The organism is Clostridium sp. ATCC BAA-442 (assembly GCF_964239415.1).
In the GTDB taxonomy this organism is placed as follows: domain Bacteria; phylum Bacillota; class Clostridia; order Oscillospirales; family Oscillospiraceae; genus Flavonifractor; species Flavonifractor plautii.
Window position 1 is genome coordinate 20714 of sequence record NZ_CAXSQB010000042.1, and the last position, 2830, is coordinate 23543.

The 2830-nt window shown below is 57.5% G+C and carries 3 protein-coding genes; all 3 read left to right on the forward strand.

The window, feature by feature from the left end:
- Positions 1-111 precede the first annotated feature (111 nt).
- The 3 genes from ACESY8_RS15110 to ACESY8_RS15120 are packed head-to-tail and all read left to right on the forward strand — an operon-like array spanning position 112 to position 2790.
- The gene (locus ACESY8_RS15110) at positions 112-891 is read left to right on the forward strand and encodes an ABC transporter permease (protein ID WP_007495181.1); all 780 of its coding nucleotides are present in this window, start codon (positions 112-114) and stop codon (positions 889-891) included.
- Positions 867-1658 carry an ABC transporter ATP-binding protein gene (locus tag ACESY8_RS15115; protein WP_007495183.1) on the forward strand — a complete coding sequence of 264 codons (792 nt, stop codon included), beginning with the start codon at positions 867-869 and terminating at the stop codon, positions 1656-1658. Before ACESY8_RS15110 ends, ACESY8_RS15115 begins: the two co-directional genes overlap by 25 nt.
- A 55-nt stretch (positions 1659-1713) precedes the next feature.
- The gene (locus tag ACESY8_RS15120) at positions 1714-2790 is read left to right on the forward strand and encodes an ABC transporter substrate-binding protein (RefSeq protein ID WP_024724636.1); all 1077 of its coding nucleotides are present in this window, start codon (positions 1714-1716) and stop codon (positions 2788-2790) included.
- The last annotated feature ends 40 nt before the right edge of the window (positions 2791-2830 follow it).

Below are 2830 nucleotides of genomic sequence, written 5' to 3' on the forward strand. Positions count from 1 at the left end.
GCCCGGGCCGGGTTTTTGATGCAGCGCCGGAGAAAGTATGATAAAACTTCATACTTTCCGAAACCGGCTGGTTTTTGTATACTGAGAAGCAACAAAGGAGGCTCGGTTTCGATGCGACTGAAAAAATCGTCTTTCTGGAGCAAAATACCCAACTGGGTATGGGTGCTCATTTCACTGGCCGTTGCTATTGCAATCTGGCTGTTCGCCGCCTATACGTGGCCACTGGTGTTCGCTACACCGAAAGCTGTGGTGGATGCCTTTATCAGTAAGGCCGCCAGCGGCGTTTTGTGGGGCCATGTGTGGGCCAGCCTGTCCCGTGTACTGTCCGGCTTTGCCATCGCGTTTGTAGTATCTATCCCGGTGGCGTTCCTCATGGCGTGGTATGACCCCTTTCGCCACGTGGTGGAGCCCTGGATTCAGTTTATCCGCAACATCCCCCCGCTGGCCTATGTGTTCCTGATCATCGCAGCACTGGGTGTAGGCCAGGTCAGTAAGGTCACCGTTATCTTCATCGCCGCGTTCCTGGTCATGGTTATCACCATCTATCAGGGCGTCAAGGGAGTGGACACCACCCTGATCAAGGCGGCCCGTGTACTGGGCGCCAAGCAGAAGGACATTTTCTTCAAAATCACCATCCCGGCCTCCACTCCCTTCATCCTGGTCGCGGCCCGGCTGGGCCTGTCCACCTCTATGACCACTCTGATGGCCTCTGAGATTGTGGGCGGCGACAAGGGCATCGGCATGATGATTCAGCAGGCCAATGGATACTACCAGATGGACGTAATGCTCATGGGAATCATTCTTCTGGGTATTATCGGCATCTGCTTTGAAAAGATTGTGAAATTCCTTGAGAGGAGGTTTACGGGATGGCAGGAAACCATTCAGCAGTAAAGGTACATATCGACCACGTCGTCAAGAAGTTTAACGGCCGCAACGGTGAGATGGTGGCCCTCAACGGCGTGGATATGGATATTCATGAAAATGAGTTTATCTGTGTTGTCGGCCCTTCCGGCTGCGGTAAGTCCACCTTGCTCAATATTATCGGCGGACTGGAGACCCCTACCGAGGGCAAGGTTTTGGTAGATGGCGCAGAGGTTACAGGGCCCGGCCCCGACCGTGGCATCGTGTTCCAGCAGTATGCCCTGTTTCCCTGGCTCACCGTGGAGAAGAACGTCCAGTTTGGGCTCAAGCTCCAGGGTAAGAGCAAGGAGGAGGCCGAGGAGCTGGCCCACAAGTATTTGAAGATGGTGGATCTGGAGGGCTTCGCCAAGGCCTACCCCAAAGAGCTCTCCGGCGGCATGAAGCAGCGCGTCGCCATCGCCCGCGCCTACGCGGTCAATCCCAAGGTGCTGCTGATGGATGAGCCTTTCGGCGCCCTGGACGCACAGACCCGTACCCAACTCCAGCAGGAGCTGCTCAACACCTGGGAGAAGGAGCAGAAGACCTGCTTCTTCATCACCCACGACGTAGAGGAGGCCATCATTCTGGCCCAGCGGGTGGTCATCATGTGTGCCCGCCCCGGCCGTGTCAAGGAGATTGTGGACATCGACATCCCCTATCCCCGCGATCAGGAGACCAAGATGAGTCCTCGATTCCTGGAACTGAAGAATCACATCTGGAGTCAGGTCTATCAGGAGTACCTCTCTGTCCGCAAGTAAGTATGATTGTTCCGGGATGAGCCGGATCATCATAAATAATTAAGGAGGAACTATCATGAAGAAGAAACTGCTCTCTCTTGCACTGGCCTGCGGAATGGTATTCTCCCTGGCCGCCTGCGGGACTCCCGCCAACAATGAGTCCCCAGCGCCCAACACCGAGTCCCCTGCCATCGGCACCGAGACCCCCGCGGCCGACACCCCCACCTATGAGCCCGCCACCGTCCGCGTGGCGTACATGCCCAACCTGGGCTCCGCCGGCTCCCTGTTTGTGGGCATTGAGCAGGGCTACTTTGAGGAAGTGGGCCTGACCGTTGAGACCTTTGAGTTCCAGGGCGGCCCCGCCGAAATCGCCGCCATGGCCTCCGGCGACATTGACATTTCCCAGATCGGCCACGGTGCCCATAAGCTGTGCATTCAGGGCGAGGCAAAAATCTTCCAGATGGATCACACCACCTCCCTGTCCGATGTGGTGGTGGGCAACAAGGCCAAGGGCATTGAAACCATCGAGGATCTGAAGGGCAAGACCGTTGCTGTGTCCTCCGGTACCTCCTCTGAGATTATTCTGGAGCAGGCCCTGGCCCGTGCCGGCATGACCATGGATGATATCAACACTGTAGAGATGACCGTGGACGGTATGACCACCGCCATGATCTCCGGGCAGATTGACGCCGCCGCCTCCTGGTCCCCCAATACCGTCACCCTGCAGAACGCTCTGGGCGACAACTACGTGGATCTGGGCACCAACGCCGACTTCCTGGACAGCGCCATCTTCCCCTCCAGCTACATTTGTACCCCTGAGTACGCCGAGGCCAACCACGACATCCTGGTGCGTTTTGCCCAGGCCCTGGACAAGGCTCATGACTGGCGCGCTGCCCATCCCGAGGAGATGGCCAAGTTGCTGGCCAAGGAGCTGGACGCCCCCGAGGACACCATGCTGGCCGCAGTTGGCGAGGCCGACTGGCAGACCATCACCGAGGTCTGCGGCGACATGGATGCCATCAAGACGGTCTATGAGACCCAGCAGGGCATTTTCCTGGATAATGGCACCATTACCGAGAATGTTCCTGTGGAGGACTATGTGCTCTTTGATGTAATGCAGGAGGCTTACGACGCCTACAGCGCCGCGAAGTAAATGACTGCCAACCCCGCCGGGGCTCCGTATTTGGCGGAGC